We start from the raw sequence: 245 nt of genomic DNA, 5'->3' as shown, positions 1-245 counted from the left end.
CACGCACGTCGTAACCCCGGTAGGTCAGCCCGGCACCGGCCTGGCCCACGGTCGACAGTGCGGTCTGACCAGCCACTTGGCCGCGCAGGCCTGCGCCACTGAGTACTTTTGCTTCGGCCATGGTGATTCTCCTTTCTTGAATTTGTTATGGATGCTTTCTGGCTAATTCGGGGTGTTGCTCAGCCCTTCTTCTGGGCAAACAGCGCATCGAGGCTCTGCTCGAAGGCGTGGTAACCAATGGCATC

1 pseudogene is annotated in these 245 nt (G+C 59.2%); it reads right to left on the bottom strand.

What is annotated here, in order from left to right:
- Positions 1-121 (bottom strand): annotated as a pseudogene (locus SB765_RS32750) (2-methylcitrate synthase); the annotation flags it as partial.
- Between the last annotated feature and the right edge of the window lie 124 nt (positions 122-245).

It is taken from the genome of Pseudomonas sp. SIMBA_067 (assembly GCF_046534675.1).
Classification (GTDB): Bacteria; Pseudomonadota; Gammaproteobacteria; order Pseudomonadales; family Pseudomonadaceae; genus Aquipseudomonas; species Aquipseudomonas putida.
The sequence above is the reverse complement of the archived record's forward strand: the minus strand, read 5'-3'. Positions and strand labels throughout refer to the sequence as shown.